This window comes from Kitasatospora sp. NPDC092286 (genome assembly GCF_044755565.1).
In the GTDB taxonomy this organism is placed as follows: Bacteria; Actinomycetota; Actinomycetes; order Streptomycetales; family Streptomycetaceae; genus Kitasatospora.
On sequence record NZ_JBIVRD010000003.1, the window covers coordinates 241537 to 254696 of the forward strand.

A 13160-nucleotide genomic window follows, 5' to 3' on the forward strand; every position below is an offset into this window, starting at 1 on the left:
CGGGTGCCGGGGGCCGGGCTAACGATTGTCGTCCGATCCCGGCCGTCCCGACAGTCCGCGTCAGGCGGCTCGTGTCGCACACGCCTCCGTGAACGCCTTGGCCCGGCGGGTGATCTCGGCCCAGTCCCCGGCCGCGACGACGGCCGGCGGCACGACGTCGGTGCCGGCGCAGACCGCGAGCGCGCCGTGCGCGAGGAAGTCCGCCGCGTTGCCCGCGTTGACGCCGCCGGAGGCGACCAGCGGCACCTCCGGGTAGGGGCCGTGCAGGTCCTTGAAGTAGCCGGGGCCGAAGGCCCTGGCCGGGAAGATCTTGACGGCGGCGGCCCCGAGGTCGACGGCCTGGGCGACCTCGGTAGGGGTGAGCGCGCCGAGCACGACCGGCACCCCGGCGGTATGTGCGGCGTGCGCCACCTCGGGCCGGCAGCCGGGGGTGACCAGGAAGGACGCGCCGGCCTCGACGCCGCGCTCGGCCTGCTCGGCGGTGAGCACGGTACCGACCCCGACCCGCCAGCCCTCGGCCGAGGCCCGGCGCAGATGGTCCGTCACATCCGGTGTGGTGTAGGTGAATTCGGCCCAGGTGATGCCGCCCTCGGCGAGCGCGGCGCAGAGTGCGGCGGCGTCCGGTATCCGGGGGGCGCGGACGACGGCGATCACCGGCTCGGCGGCCAGCGCGGCCCGGGCGGTGGCGAGCACGGACTGCGCCGGAGCGGACCGCGCGGAAAGGGGCTGTGCGGGAAGGGGCTGTGCGGGGCTCATGCGGCTCGGGTCCCTCGGTCGGTTCGGCGCAGGGCGCGGCCCGGGCGGGCGCCCGTGGTGCGGCCCTGCTGGATGACGGCGGTGCCGTTGACGAAGACGTACTCGATGCCCGTGGCGGGCCGGCGGGGCTGGTCGAAGGTGGCGGCGTCCTGGACGTGTTCGGGGTCGAAGAGGACCAGGTCGGCGTGGTGGCCCGGGGCGATCAGGCCGCGCCGGTCCAGCCGGAGCCGGGCGGCGGGGCGGCCGGTCATCCGGGCGATCGTCTCCTCCAGCGTGAGGACGCCCAGCTCCCGGCTGTAGCGGGCGAGGTACCGGGGGAAGGTGCCCCAGGCGCGCGGGTGCGGCCGGGCGCCGACCAGCAGGCCGTCGCTGCCGACGGTGTGCGCGCGGTGGCGCATGATCGTCCGGACGTTCTCCTCGTGGCCGACGTGCTGGAGGATGGTGGTCGCCAACTCGTCCCGGCACAGCAGGTCGAGGAAGACCTCGGTACCGGACCGGCCCTGTTCGGCGGCGAGTTCGGCGACCGTCCGCCCGACCACCGCGGCCAGGCCGGGGGCGCGGACGCCGGAGATCTGGATGGTCTCCCAGTCGGTGACCACCCCGTGGCAGCCGTCGCTGCCCTTCTCCTCCACCTCGTACCGGATCCGCTCGCGGGCGTCCGCCTCGCCGAGCCGGGCCAGGGTGGCCTGCGGGCCGCCCTCGGTGGCCCAACCGGGCAGCAGGGCGGCCAGGGTGGTGGAGCCCGGCAGGTAGGGGTAGCTGTCCAGGGTGAGGTCCACGCCGTCGTCCAGCGCCCGGTCGACGAGGTCCAGCAGTTCACCGGCCCGCCCCTGGTTGACGCCGAAGTTCATGGTGGCGTGGGTCAGGTGCAGCGGGCAGCCGGAGCGGCGGGCGATCTCCACCATCTCGGCGTAGCCCTCCAGCGCCCCGGCCCCGTAGGAGCGCTGGTGCGGCGCGTGGAAGCCGCCGTGCGCCGCGACGACGGTGCACAGCTCGACCAGTTCGGCGGTGTCCGCGTACATCCCCGGGGTGTAGGTGAGGCCGCTGGAGAGGCCGACCGCGCCCTCGCGCAGTCCCTGGGCCAGGAGTTGGCGCATCAGGTCGAGTTCGGCCGCGCTCGGTGCCCGGTTCTCCCAGCCCATGGCGAGCATCCGCAGTGAGCCGTGCGGCACCAGGTAGCAGGCGTTGACGGCGACGCCGGTGCGGTCCAGCCGGTCCAGGTAGCCGCCGACGGTGCGCCAGTCCCAGTCGAAGCCCTCGGGGTCGCCGTTCCAGCCGGCGATCTGGCGGCGCAGCGCGGCGAGCGTGCCGTCGTCCACCGGCGCGTAGGACAGGCCGTCCTGGCCGAGCACTTCGCAGGTGACGCCCTGGGTGACCCTGGCGGGGTGCTCGGGTTCGAGCAGCAGGGCCAGGTCGGAGTGGGCGTGCATGTCGATGAAGCCGGGTGCCAGGACGAGCCCGTCGGCGTCCACCTCCCGGACGGCGCCGAGGCCGTGGCCGATCTCGGTGATCAGTCCGTGGCTGACCCGGACGTCCGCGCGGTACCGCTCGGCGCCGGTACCGTCCACGACCGTGGCACCCTTGAAGACGAGGGCCTGCCCTTCCGCCTGAGGCCTCATCAGAAATACGTCCGCACCAGGCCGGTGACCTTCGGCTCGGGGCTGTCCGCGTCGTCCAGCACCGGGATCATCGTCCACTTGTCGAAGGCGGTGCACGGATGCGAGACCCCGAGCCGCAGGACGGCACCGACGGGGGCGAGGTCGCCCGCGTCGCGCAGGAAGGCGTGCTGGTCGTTCAGCGCGGTGATCCGGGCGGCCGTCCCGGCCAGCCCGGGCCCGCCCCGGACGAGTTGCGGCTCCGGCAGGCCCTCGTCGAACGGCAGGTCGCGCTTGCCGGCGTCGAGCAGGGCCAGTTGCGGCTCGGGGCGGGAGACCACCCGCGCCCAGCCGTGCAGGGCGCTGCGGAACGGCGCCTGGCCGGCGCCCCGCCCGAGCGGCGAGATGCCCCGGTAGAAGCCGTCGTCGTGCGCCACGTACGCGCCCGAGCGCAGCACCACGAGGGCGTCCGGCAGCCCGGCCAGCTCCTCGACCACGAGGTCGAAGTAGGCGCTCCCGCCGGCCGACACGATCGGCTCGGCGCCGCTGGAGCAGGCGGTGGAGAGCCGCCCGTGCAGATCGGCGAGGGCCCGCAGATAGCCACGGACGGTGGCCAGCCCCTCCTCGCTCGCGTCGTGGGCCAGCGCCCCCTCGTAGCCGCCGACGCCGGCCAGCCGCAGGGTGGGCGCACGCAGTACCGCGGCGGCGATCTCGACGGCCTCCTCGACGCCGCGCGCTCCGGTGCGCCCGCCGGGGCCGCCGAGTTCGACCAGCACCTCGACCGGCCGTTCGGCGCCGGCCGCGCGCAGGGCCTCGTCCATCAGCCGGACGCTCTCGGCGGAGTCCACCCAGGAGACGAAGGCGAACGACGGGTCGGCGGTGAGCTCGGCCGCGAGCCAGCCCAGTCCGGCGGGGTCGAGCAGCGTGTTGGCGAGCAGGATCCGCTGGACGCCGAAGGCCCGGGCCACCCGCACCTGCGGCAGGTTGGCGAGGGTGATGCCGTGACTGCCTGCGGCGAGCTGCGCCTGCCAGAGCGCGGGCGCCATGGTCGTCTTGCCGTGCGGGACGAGGGCCACCCCCGCCTTGGCGCACCACTCGGCCATGGTCCGCACGTTGTGGTCGACCGCGGCGGCGTCCAGGGTGAGCAGCGGGGTGCCGAGGCCGGCGAGGGCGGGCCGGGTGGCGAGGTAGTCGCGGACGCTCAGCCCCCAGGCCTCGGGCGGCAGTGCCTTGAACCGCCAGTCGAGCACCTCGTCGGCAAGGGCCGCCACCTTGCCGGCGTCGATGCCCGGCCCGGTGCCGCTGCTTGCGAAGGTCTGTTCCACGGTCTTCCTCCATCGCCGATGTTGCAACATACGCAACGAGGGTTGCACATGCTGGCATCACGGTTCTAGCATCGGCGCCGGACGAAGGTCAACGGAACGGTCAGCCGCAGGACACGAGGAGCCCAGCAGATGCCACGACAGGACCAGGCCGTGAGCTCGGGCACCCCGCCGCGCCGCACCCCGGCGGTGGAGGCGGTGTGCGTGGGCGAGTCGATGGCCGTCCTGCTGCCCGACCGGCCGGGCCCGCTGGAGTCGGTGGAGAACTTCCACCTCTCGGTCGGCGGCGCGGAGTCCAACGTGGCGGGCGCCCTGGCGGCGCTCGGTGTGCCGAGCGCCTGGATCAGCCGGGTCGGCGACGACGGCTTCGGCCGCCGCCTGACCGGCGAGGTCGCCGCACGCGGGGTGGACGTGTCCGCGGTCGCCGTCGACCCGCACCGCCCGACCGGCCTCTACCTCAAGGAGGTGGGCGGCAGCACCGGCCGCCGCCACGACCTCGGGCCCGGCCGCAGCCGGCTGCACTACCACCGCCGCGGCTCCGCGGCGTCCGCGCTCTCCCCCGCCGTGCTGGACGATCCGGCCGCCGCCCGGCTGCTGGCCGGCGCCCGGCTGCTGCACCTGTCCGGCATCACCGCCGCCCTCTCCGACGACTGTCTGGAGCTGCTTCGCGCTCTGCTGGCCGACCGCCGCCCGGGCCGTCTGGTCAGCTTCGACCTGAACTGGCGCCCGGCCCTGTGGCGCGAGCGCGACCCGGCCGTCCTGCCGCCCCTGCTGGACGCGGCCGACGTGCTGCTGCTCGGCTCCGACGAGGCGGAGGCCGCCTTCGGCACCGGCGACCCGGACGCGCTGCGCCGCCTCTTCCCCTCCCCCGCCACCGTGGTGGTCAAGGACGCCGCCCGAATGGTCACGGCCCTGCACCGGGACGGCACCGCCGTCACCGAGCCGGCCCTCGCCGTCGAGGTGGTCGAGGCCACCGGAGCGGGCGACGCCTTCGCGGCCGGCTATCTGGCCGCCACCGTGCGCGGCCTGGACCAGCGCAGCCGGCTGCGGCTCGGCCACCTCAGCGCGGCCTGCGCGCTCACCGCCCACGGCGACCAGGCCGAGCTGCCGCCCGAGCCGGTGGTCACCGCCCTGCTGACCGCCTCCCCGGGGGACTGGGCCGCGACCCGGGTCTCGGCGGATGGCATCGTGTCCCCGGTACTGCCCGTGGCCGGGGGCGGTGCCCCCGACCCTCGACCGGCCGCGTCCCCGGCCCTTGGAGCACGATGAGCCAGACCGTCACCCGCGCCCTGCGCATCCTCGCCGAGCTCGGTGAGGGCGAGCGCTCCCTCGACCAGCTGGCCGAGGTGCTCGGCGTGCACAAGACCACGGTGCTGCGGCTGCTCCAGAGCCTCGAAGAGGAACGTTTCGTCTACCGGGACCCGGCCTACCGCTACCACCTGGGCGCCGGACTCTTCGCCCTCTCCGGCCTCGCCCTGGAACAGCGCGGGATCCGCCGGATCGCCGCGCCGCACCTGGCCGGGCTGAACGCGGCCACCGGTCAGACCGTCCACCTGGCCGCGTACGAGGGCGGCGAGGTGGTCTACATCGACAAGTACGACTCCCGCCACCCGGTGCGGATGTACTCCCGGATCGGTCTGCGCGCCGCCCTGCACAGCGCCGCCGTCTCCAAAGTGCTGCTCGCCGACCTGCCGGTGCCCGAGCGCCGCCGGGTGGTGGCCGGGATCGACTTCATCCCGCACACCGCGCACACCCTGGCCACCCCCGAGGCCCTGCTCGCCGAGCTGGAGAAGGTCTCCGCCCAGGGCTGGGCGCAGGACCACGCCGAGCACGAGGCCTTCATCAACTGCGTGGCCGCGCCGATCCGGGACGCCAGCGGCCAGGTGGTCGCCGCCGCGTCGATCTCCGTCCCGGACGTCGTGCTCCCCTACGAGCAGGTGCTCGAACTGCTGCCGCAACTGCTCGCCACCACCCGCGCCGTCTCCGCCGACTGCGGCCAGCCGCCGCACGCCGGACCGGCCGCCCCGACCGCCTGACCCACCATCACCAACCGAGGAAGCACCGCATGAGCGACCAGCAGCCCGTCAACGGCAAGACCGAGATCCGCACCGACGGCGCCCCCGCCCCGGCCTGGATGTTCTCCCAGGGCGTCCGCAAGGGCCCGATCCTGCAGGTCTCCGGCCAGGGCCCGCAGGACCCGGCCACCGGCGAGTACCTGTACCACGGCGACGTCAAGGCGCAGACCCGGCGGACGCTGGAGAACGTCAAGGCCATCGTCGAGGCCGGCGGCGCCACCATCGAGGACGTGGTGATGTTCCGCGTCTACCTGACCAAGCGCGCCGACTTCCCGCTGATGAACGAGGTCTACGCCGAGTTCATCGACGAGAACGTCAAGGCCGGCGGGGTGAAGCCCTGCCGCACCACGATCTTCGTCGAGCTGCCGCAGGAGCCGATGCTGGTCGAGATCGACGCGCAGGCCGTGATCGGCTGAGCCGCCCGAGGCGGTACGCGCCGGGGCCCGGACGACCAGTCGGCCGTCCGGGCCCCGGCGCTTTCGTCCGCCGTCACCGGCCGGCGGTGACCGCCTGCTCGGCGGCCGCGCCGCGCGCCACCACCCGGGCGGCGCCCCTGGCCTCGCGCCGCTCCAGGGTGCCGGAGAGCAGGGCGACGCCCAGCGCGGCGACGGTGAGCAGCCCGCCGACCCAGTTCGGCGCGTCGTAGCCGAGCCCGGCGGAGATGACCAGCCCGCCGAGCCAGGCGGAGAGCGCGTTGCCCAGGTTGAACGCGGCGATGTTGGCGGCCGAGGCCAGCGTGGGCGCGCCGGCGGCCTGGTCCATCACCCGCTTCTGCAGCGGCGCGACGGTGGCGAAGCCGAACAGGCCGATCAGCGGGATGGTGATGATCGCGCCGGCCTTGCTGTGCGAGGCGAAGGTGAAGGCGAACAGCAGCACCGCCAGCACCGCCAGGATCACGTACAGGCTGCGCATCAGCGCGCGGTCGGCGAACCAGCCGCCGAGCAGGTTGCCGACGAACAGCCCGATGCCGAACAGGAAGAGCAGCCAGGTGACGCTGGTGTCGGCGAAGCCCGCCATCTCGGTCATCATCGGCGTGATGTAGGTGAACATCGCGAAGATGCCACCCCAGCCGAACACCGTCATGGTCAGCGCGAGCCAGATCTGCGGCCGGCGGAAGACCGCCAGCTCCGGGCCGAGCCGGGCCCCCTCGGCGCGCCGCTGGACGGGCACCAGCGCGGCGATGCCGGCGAACCCGATCACGCCGAGCGCCGCGACCACGTAGAAGGTGGACCGCCAGCCGAAGTGCTGGCCGAGCAGGGTGCCCATCGGCACGCCGAGGACGTTGGCGGCGGTGAGCCCGGTGAACATCAGGGCGATGGCGCCGGCCCGCTTCTGCGGGGCGACCAGATCGGCCGCGACCACCGAGCCGATCCCGAAGAACGCGCCGTGCGCGAAGGCCGCGAGGATCCGGCCGACCATCAGCAGGCCGAAGGCGGGCGCCACGGCCGAGACCAGGTTTCCGGCGATGAACAGGCCCATCAGCATCAGCAGCATCCCCTTGCGGGGGATCCGGGTGCCGAGGACGGTGAGCAGCGGTCCGCCCACCACGACGCCGAGCGCGTAGCCGGAGATGAGCAGGCCCGCGGTGGGGATGGACACCGAGAAGTCGCCGGCGACCTCGGGCAGCAGGCCCATGATCACGAACTCGGTGGTGCCGATGCCGAAGGCGCTGATCGCCAGCGCCAGGAGCGCGAGGGGCATGAGAGTCTGCTTTCCAAGACGATTGCATGTGCAACTACCAGCGCCGACAATACGTCTACCATCTAGATACTTGCAAGCGCCGGATATTGCCTAGGTGAACATACGCCACGCTTGCCAGCACCCCTCGGCACGATTAGGTTAGGCTCACCTAACTTACTGGAGGTCAGCCATGAGCCCCGTGGACACCACGGCACCCGAGGCGCCGGAGGCGCCCGAACCCACCGCCGCCGAACGGGTCTGCAGTCTGCTCACCGCCACCTCCTCCGTGGTGATCCGCGCCTGCGGCGAGCACCATGAGCTGGACACCCCGATCGCGGTACAGGGCTCCCGGCTGCGCCTCCACGCCCCCCTCGACGCGCCGCTCACCCTCGCCGCCACCCGCGCGCAGGACGGGCTCGCCGTCGTCCTGGACCTCACCGACATCGCCCCGGTCGCCGTCCGCGACCGCGTCCGCGGCCGGCTCTCCCTGGCCGGCCGGCTCCACCTGGCCCACCTCGCCGACGACGGGCTCGGCGTCCACCTGCGCCTGGACGTCGCACACGCCGTCCTCTCCACCCCGTACGGCACCACCGCGCTGACCGGCGCCGACCTCGCCCTCGCCGGGCCCGACCCGCTCGCCCGCTACGAGGCCGGCCTGCTCACCCACCTCGCCGACGACCACCCGGACGCGCTCGCCGTGCTCACCCGCCTGCTCGACCCGGACCTGCTCGCCGAGCGGCCCGGGATCCGCCCGCTGGCCCTCGACCGGTACGGCCTGGTGCTGCGCCTGGACCACCCGCACGGCCACCGCGACGTCCGTCTGGTCTTCCCCGAACCCGCCCGGGACGCGGAAGAGTTCGGCCACCGGGTACACCAGCTGCTGACCGCCGCGCACCGCGCGCTGCCCGCCCACCGGATCTGAACCAGGCCACCGGTCAACGTGGCTGACCAGACGTCAACTTCCCTTGGCGTCACGTAAAACGAAAACGGCCGGCCCGGCTCGCGAGAGGATTTCTCGCGAGCCGGGCCGGCCGACTGGGCGTGTCCCGCGCCCAGGGTGCCACTGTCGGTGCGGCGATCACCCGGTCGAGCGGTCACCCGACATGACCATCCCGAGTGGCCGTACGCCCCGCACCCAGCGGTGGTTCTGATGCCCGATCAGATGGCGACGCCGTGCGCCCGCAGGTAGGCGATCGGGTTGACGTCCGTGCCGTACCCCGCACCGGTGCGGATCTCGAAGTGCAGGTGCGGACCGGTCACGTTGCCGGTCGCGCCCGAAAGGCCGATCTGCTGGCCGGCGGTGACGGTCTGGCCGATCCTGACGCCGATCGAGGACAGGTGCGCGTACTGGGCGTACTTGCCGTCGGCGAGCTTGATCTCGACCTCGTTGCCGTAGGCGCCGCCGTTGCCGGCCTTCACCACGGTGCCGCCCGCGACGGCGCGCAGCGGGGTGCCGGTGGAGACGACGAAGTCGGCGCCGGTGTGGTGGCCGGAGGACCACATCGAGCCGGCCACGCCGTAGGCGGTGCCGAGCTTCGGGCTGGCGACCGGGGAGACGTAGCTGGCGACGCCGGCCACGGTAACCGGGGCCGGGGTGGCGGGCTTGGCGACCTCGATCTTGGTCTGGACCGGGGTCTGCGGGGCGGGCTTGACCGGCTTGGCGGTCTGAACCGGCTTCGGCGCGGCGGCCGGAGCGGCCGGAGCAACCGGGGCGGCCGGCTTGGCGGCCTCGGCCGGAGCGGCGGCCTTGGCGCCGAGCGCGAGCTTCTGGCCCGGGAAGATCAGGTTCGGGTTGGCACCGACGACCGAGCGGTTCTGCTCGTACAGCGCCTGCCAGCCACCCTCGACCTGCTTGGCGTCGGCGATCTTCGACAGGGTGTCCCCGCCGACGACCTGGTAGCTCTGCTCGACCGGCGCGGCTGCCGGGGCGGCCTGCTGCGGGGCGGCGGCCGGGGCGGCGTCGGCGGTCGAGGAGTTGCTCTGCCGGGGCTTCGCGGCCGGCGCGGTGTGGGCCTGGGCGCTGATCGCGGTCACCAGCGGAAGGGCGAAAGCGGCGCCGGTGACGGCGGTGGCGATACCGATGCGGGCGGCGCGGGGCAGGGCGATACGACGAGCCTGTGCGGGCATGGAAGATTTCCTCTCCGACGCCTACGAGGTGAGCTGTCGGGTTCGGGCTGGAGTTGCCCGGCCGCAATGCGGCTTCACCCCAAGCCGGACCGTGAATTCCGGTCCGGCGACTTACCTTTGGGTCCCCCGCTCCTGCCGTACAGAGTTCAGTTCGCACCACCGGGCAGCGGCAGGACTAGGCGTTCCACCCGGTGGCCGCCCGGGCCGTGGCCGGGCGGTCGCTGAACTAAAACCCATCCGTACGGGCTAAGCAATGTCGATCACGTGAAGTCACCACAAAGCCCCGAGGCGTCGTGACACTCCGAATGATCGGCTGCACAGTACGCACACAATCCATTGACCTGGAGCGACCGCCCGGCGACACTCCGCCGATATCCGCGTCAGTACGCATGCGATCACCTACGGAATGCCATTCGCCGACACACCCCCCGGTGACCCTTGTCACGTCGGCCCGCGGGGCGCACGATCGGGCGGTGGCCACCTCCGAGGCCGGCACCCTGCGCCTGGGCACCGCGCAGGGTCGCTGGGTACTACTGGCGACGGTGCTCGGCTCCAGCATGGCGATGCTCGACGGCACCGTGGTGAACGTCGCCCTGCCCCGGATCGGCGCCGATCTGGGCGCCCCCCTCGCCGCCTTGCAATGGACGCTCAACGCCTATCTGCTGACCCTGGCCGGGCTGATCCTGCTCGGCGGCGCGCTCGGCGACCGCTACGGCCGCCGCCGGGTGTTCCTGATCGGCGTGGTCTGGTTCGCGGTCGCCTCGGCGGCCTGCGCCGCCGCGCCCACCATCGGCGTGCTGGTCATCGCCCGCGCCGTGCAGGGCATCGGCGGCGCCCTGCTCACCCCCGGCTCACTGGCGATGCTCCAGGCCGTCTTCCACCCGGACGACCGCTCGGCGGCGGTCGGCCTCTGGTCCGGCCTCGGCGGGGTGTCGGCCGCGGTCGGGCCGTTCCTCGGCGGCTGGCTGGTGGACGGCCCCGGCTGGCGGTGGATCTTCCTGCTGAACGTCCCGCTCGCCGTCCTGGTGGTCGCGGTGGCGGCCCGGCATGTGCCGGAGAGCCGGGACGAGAGTGCGACCGGCCGGTTCGACGTCCTCGGCGCACTGCTCGCCGCCCTGACCCTGGGCGCGATCACCTACGCGCTGACGGCGGCCGGTGGAGGGGTGTCCGCGTCCGTCTGGGTGACCGGCGTGGCCGGCCTGCTGCTGGGGGCGGCCTTCGTCTCGGTGGAGCGCCGCAGCCCGGAGCCGATGCTGCCGCTCGGCCTCTTCTCCTCCCGGCTGTTCACCGCGGTGAACCTGGTCACCCTCTGCGTGTACGCGGCCTTCAGCGGAGTGTTCTTCCTCCTGGTGGTGCAGTTGCAGACGGTCTCCGGGTTCTCCCCGCTGGTCTCCGGGCTGTCCCTGATCCCGGTCACCGTCCTGATGCTGGCCCTGTCGGCACGCGCCGGGCGGCTCGGCAAGCGGATCGGCCCGCGGCTGCCGCTCACCGTGGGCCCGCTGCTCTGCGCGGGCGGTGTGCTGCTGATGCTGCGGATCGGCCCCGGCGCCTCGTACTGGGCGGACGTGCTGCCCGCCGTCACCGTGCTGGGCTGCGGGATGGTGCTGCTGGTCGCGCCGCTGACCGCCACGGTGCTGGCGGCGGTGGAGGTCCGGCACGCGGGCATCGCCAGCGGTGTCAACAACGCCGCCGCCCGGGCCGCCGGCCTGCTCGCGGTCGCCGCCCTGCCCGCCCTGGCCGGTCTCAGCGGCGAGGCCTACCGGGTGCCCGCCTCGGTGGACTCGGCCTTCCACACCGCGATGCTGATCTGCGCCGGGCTGCTGGTCGCCGGCGCGATGGTGGCCGTCACCACCGTCCGGGGCAATGTGCTGGCCCCCGAGGACCACCGCCCGGTGGCCGAGCCGGACTGCCAGTGGTCCTGCGGCACCAACGCCCCGCCGCTCGACCCGGGCCACGTCGACGCCGGAACGGCCGAGGGCCCCGCCACCGGAACGGCGGCAGGGCCCTCGGCGAACTGACGGCACACCGGCGCAGGCGCGGCGTCAGTGCAGACGGGGCGTCAGAGGATGTCGCCCGGCGCGTACTTGGCGGCCTCCGGGTACGCGGCCGCGACGGCCTCGACCCGGCGGACCACCTCGGCGACCTGGGCGCCGGCCGCACCGGTGAAGGAGAGCCGGTCGGCGAGCAGCGCGTCCAGGGCGGCCCGGTCCAGCGGGATCCGCTCGTCGGCGGCCAGCCGGTCCAGCAGCTCGTTCTCCCGGGCGCCGGCCCGCATCGCCAGCGCGGAGGCGACGGCGTGCTCCTTGATGACCTCGTGCCCGGTCTCCCGGCCGACGCCCGCCCGCACCGCACCCATCAGCACCTTGGTGGTGGCCAGGAACGGCAGGTAGCGGTCCAGCTCGGCCTCGATCACGGCCGGGAAGGCGCCGAACTCGTCGAGGACGGTCAGGAAGGTCTCCAGCAGGCCGTCGAAGGCGAAGAAGGCGTCCGGCAGCGCGACCCGGCGGACCACCGAGCAGGAGACGTCGCCCTCGTTCCACTGGTCGCCGCCCAGCTCGGCGGTCATCGAGGCGTAGCCGCGCAGGATGACGGCCAGGCCGTTGACGCGCTCGCAGGAGCGGGTGTTCATCTTGTGCGGCATCGCGGAGGAGCCGACCTGGCCCTCCTTGAAGCCCTCGGTGACCAGCTCGTGGCCGGCCATCAGACGGATGGTCTTGGCCAGGCTGGAGGGCGCGGCGGAGAGCTGGACGAGGGCGGTGAGCACCTCGAAGTCCAGCGAGCGCGGGTAGACCTGGCCGACGCTGGTCAGCACGTTCTGGAAGCCGAGGTGGCCGGCCACCCGGCGCTCCAGCTCGGCGAGCTTGTCGGTGTCGCCGCCGAGCAGGTCCAGCATGTCCTGGGCGGTGCCGACCGGGCCCTTGATCCCGCGCAGCGGGTAGCGGGCGATCAGCTCCTCCAGGCGGCTGAAGGCGACCAGCAGCTCGTCGGCGACGGTCGCGAAGCGCTTGCCCAGGGTGGTGGCCTGCGCGGCCACGTTGTGCGAACGGCCGGCCATGACCAGCTCGGCGTGCTGGGCGGAGAGACGGCCGAGGCGGACCAGGACGGCCACCGTGCGGTCCCGCACGTGCTCCAGCGACTGGCGGATCTGCAGCTGCTCGACGTTCTCGGTCAGATCCCGGGAGGTCATCCCCTTGTGGATCTGCTCGTGACCGGCGAGCTCGCTGAACTCCTCGATCCGGGCCTTCACGTCGTGGCGGGTGATCCGCTCACGGGCGGCGATGGAGCCGAGGTCGACCTGGTCGACGACGCGCTCGTAGTCGGCGACGGCGGTGGCGGGCACCTCGACACCGAGGTCCTGCTGGGCCTTCAGGACGGCGAGCCACAGGTGGCGCTCGAGGACCACCTTGTGCTCGGGGGACCACAGCTGGGCCAGGGTCGCCGAGGCGTACCGGGAGGCCAGGACATTGGGGATCTGGGGCTTCGCGCTCACGCTTCGCAAGCCTAACAGCCGAGGTCAGCCGGAACGGCCGCGCATCGGGTAGGCTGGGTCACTTGAGCACGGAAAATTAGAGGCACTACAAACTCCTCACCGCAAGGATACCACA

At 73.5% G+C, this 13160-nt stretch carries 11 protein-coding genes and 1 riboswitch; of the genes, 5 read left to right on the forward strand and 6 right to left on the reverse strand.

Annotated elements, in window-relative coordinates:
- Positions 1 to 60: 60 nt before the first annotated feature.
- Genes ACIQIB_RS05620 through ACIQIB_RS05630 form a run of 3 tightly spaced genes read right to left on the reverse strand, consistent with a single transcriptional unit; the run spans position 61 to position 3676 of the window.
- A complete protein-coding gene (locus tag ACIQIB_RS05620; protein WP_400651223.1) occupies positions 61 to 756 on the reverse strand; it encodes a bifunctional 4-hydroxy-2-oxoglutarate aldolase/2-dehydro-3-deoxy-phosphogluconate aldolase in 696 nt (231 codons plus the stop codon).
- The gene (locus ACIQIB_RS05625) at positions 753 to 2375 is read right to left on the reverse strand and encodes an amidohydrolase family protein (protein WP_400756879.1); all 1623 of its coding nucleotides are present in this window, start codon (positions 2373 to 2375) and stop codon (positions 753 to 755) included. The genes ACIQIB_RS05620 and ACIQIB_RS05625 overlap by 4 nt, the downstream gene beginning before the upstream one ends.
- Positions 2375 to 3676, reverse strand: a complete 1302-nt coding sequence (locus tag ACIQIB_RS05630; protein WP_400651219.1) for an alanine racemase — start codon at positions 3674 to 3676, stop codon at positions 2375 to 2377. Before ACIQIB_RS05630 ends, ACIQIB_RS05625 begins: the two co-directional genes overlap by 1 nt.
- Positions 3677 to 3805: 129 nt before the next feature.
- On the opposite strand from ACIQIB_RS05630, the gene ACIQIB_RS05635 reads away from it, so the two are divergent.
- The 3 genes from ACIQIB_RS05635 to ACIQIB_RS05645 are packed head-to-tail and all read left to right on the forward strand — an operon-like array spanning position 3806 to position 6164.
- A complete protein-coding gene (locus ACIQIB_RS05635) occupies positions 3806 to 4942 on the forward strand; it encodes a sugar kinase (protein ID WP_363609106.1) in 1137 nt (378 codons plus the stop codon).
- A complete protein-coding gene (locus ACIQIB_RS05640) occupies positions 4939 to 5709 on the forward strand; it encodes an IclR family transcriptional regulator (protein ID WP_400756881.1) in 771 nt (256 codons plus the stop codon). The genes ACIQIB_RS05635 and ACIQIB_RS05640 overlap by 4 nt, the downstream gene beginning before the upstream one ends.
- Before the next feature lie 29 nt (positions 5710 to 5738).
- Positions 5739 to 6164, forward strand: a complete 426-nt coding sequence (locus ACIQIB_RS05645; protein ID WP_363609110.1) for a RidA family protein — start codon at positions 5739 to 5741, stop codon at positions 6162 to 6164.
- Between the two features lie 73 nt (positions 6165 to 6237).
- Here the strand turns inward: ACIQIB_RS05645 and ACIQIB_RS05650 are convergent, their stop codons facing one another.
- A complete protein-coding gene (locus ACIQIB_RS05650; RefSeq protein ID WP_400756882.1) occupies positions 6238 to 7449 on the reverse strand; it encodes an MFS transporter in 1212 nt (403 codons plus the stop codon).
- 169 nt (positions 7450 to 7618) lie between these two features.
- Between ACIQIB_RS05650 and ACIQIB_RS05655 the strand changes: the two genes are divergently transcribed.
- Entirely contained in the window at positions 7619 to 8350 is a 732-nt protein-coding gene (locus ACIQIB_RS05655) for a DUF2470 domain-containing protein (RefSeq protein WP_400756883.1), read from the forward strand.
- A gap of 236 nt (positions 8351 to 8586) precedes the next feature.
- Here ACIQIB_RS05655 and ACIQIB_RS05660 read toward each other — a convergent pair whose 3' ends face one another.
- Positions 8587 to 9555, reverse strand: coding sequence for a peptidoglycan DD-metalloendopeptidase family protein (locus ACIQIB_RS05660; protein ID WP_400756884.1), 969 nt, complete (start codon positions 9553 to 9555; stop codon positions 8587 to 8589).
- Between the two features lie 3 nt (positions 9556 to 9558).
- Positions 9559 to 9717, reverse strand: a riboswitch (cyclic di-AMP (ydaO/yuaA leader).
- A gap of 395 nt (positions 9718 to 10112) precedes the next feature.
- Here ACIQIB_RS05660 and ACIQIB_RS05665 point away from each other — a divergent pair.
- Complete coding sequence (locus ACIQIB_RS05665; RefSeq protein WP_400756901.1) at positions 10113 to 11573, forward strand: MFS transporter; 1461 nt, start codon at positions 10113 to 10115, stop codon at positions 11571 to 11573.
- A 41-nt stretch (positions 11574 to 11614) separates the two neighbouring features.
- On the opposite strand, the gene purB is transcribed toward ACIQIB_RS05665, so the two are convergent.
- Positions 11615 to 13045, reverse strand: a complete 1431-nt coding sequence (gene purB, locus ACIQIB_RS05670; RefSeq protein WP_363609119.1) for an adenylosuccinate lyase — start codon at positions 13043 to 13045, stop codon at positions 11615 to 11617.
- Between the last annotated feature and the right edge of the window lie 115 nt (positions 13046 to 13160).

Bases quoted from the DNA above. Each gene is read 5' to 3' on its own strand.
- ACIQIB_RS05645 (WP_363609110.1), top strand. From the start codon at position 5,739: ATGAGCGACCAGCAGCCCGTCAACGGCAAGACCGAGATCCGCACCGAC.
- ACIQIB_RS05625 (WP_400756879.1), bottom strand. From the start codon at position 2,375: ATGAGGCCTCAGGCGGAAGGGCAGGCCCTCGTCTTCAAGGGTGCCACG.
- ACIQIB_RS05660 (WP_400756884.1), bottom strand. From the start codon at position 9,555: ATGCCCGCACAGGCTCGTCGTATCGCCCTGCCCCGCGCCGCCCGCATC.
- ACIQIB_RS05635 (WP_363609106.1), top strand. From the start codon at position 3,806: ATGCCACGACAGGACCAGGCCGTGAGCTCGGGCACCCCGCCGCGCCGC.
- ACIQIB_RS05650 (WP_400756882.1), bottom strand. From the start codon at position 7,449: ATGCCCCTCGCGCTCCTGGCGCTGGCGATCAGCGCCTTCGGCATCGGC.
- ACIQIB_RS05665 (WP_400756901.1), top strand. From the start codon at position 10,113: ATGGCGATGCTCGACGGCACCGTGGTGAACGTCGCCCTGCCCCGGATC.
- ACIQIB_RS05620 (WP_400651223.1), bottom strand. From the start codon at position 756: ATGAGCCCCGCACAGCCCCTTCCCGCACAGCCCCTTTCCGCGCGGTCC.
- ACIQIB_RS05655 (WP_400756883.1), top strand. From the start codon at position 7,619: ATGAGCCCCGTGGACACCACGGCACCCGAGGCGCCGGAGGCGCCCGAA.
- ACIQIB_RS05640 (WP_400756881.1), top strand. From the start codon at position 4,939: ATGAGCCAGACCGTCACCCGCGCCCTGCGCATCCTCGCCGAGCTCGGT.